This window comes from Parendozoicomonas verongulae (genome assembly GCF_009711465.1).
Classification (GTDB): domain Bacteria; phylum Pseudomonadota; class Gammaproteobacteria; order Pseudomonadales; family Endozoicomonadaceae; genus Sansalvadorimonas; species Sansalvadorimonas verongulae.
The window spans coordinates 1-770 of the sequence record NZ_SMME01000411.1; the positions used below are offsets into that span (position 1 = coordinate 1).

The window sequence follows — 770 nt, forward strand, 5'->3', positions numbered from 1 at the left end:
AAGCGTTTACCTCATCCCGCGATCTCACCAAACACAAGCGCACCCAACACAACAGTAAAGATAAGTGACCCGGTCTGTCCCTTTCACAACCATATCCTGACAGTAAACATCAACACCACAAGAGGCTGCCAGCTACGTTGCTATCATCTTTGTTCTTTTTATGGGAAGGATAGGAATGATCTTCAGGCTGAATGTTGTTGCCACCAGTCTCTGCATAGTGATCGGTCTGTCTACAGCGGCCATCTATGCAGCAGAAGACAAGAACAGATATCATCACCTTACTCCGTTATGGTCAGTAGATGTGATATCGACAGACAGTATTGCCATACACCCAGCGGACAACACACATATCCACCCCGGGGAAACCACATCTTGTACCGTAAACAGGCCTGCCGAGAACCGCCTTGTGCATTGCCATGGGGAAAAACAAAGAACCCAAGTCACACTCACGGAATCAGCGGCTGCACAACATCTGGCAGTTGAAACGGATGCCACAACATGGATTAGGAACCCATCTGACATTTGCCATATTTCCAGTAACAATGAAGCTCCTGACATCGTATGCACTCCTTCTTCTTCAACTCCCTTTCTGGACACTCTATGCCGAGAGTTGTCCGCCTTCGAGCATGATGTCCCGATACCTTCAGAACTATCGGATTTGTTGCAGGATGATGTCTTGCAGAGTCTTCTTTACGCCTGTGTGGGGGGGGGTACACTCAATACAGATGACACTCTTGCTGAAGTGAGGCAGAGCCAGTCTGACAGTGATC

1 protein-coding gene is annotated in these 770 nt (G+C 48.4%); it reads left to right on the plus strand.

Annotation, left to right across the window (positions count from 1 at the left end; genetic code table 11):
- Positions 1-175: 175 nt before the first annotated feature.
- On the plus strand, positions 176-770 hold a 595-nt coding region (locus E1189_RS24495), incomplete at its 3' end, for a hypothetical protein (RefSeq protein WP_230459889.1).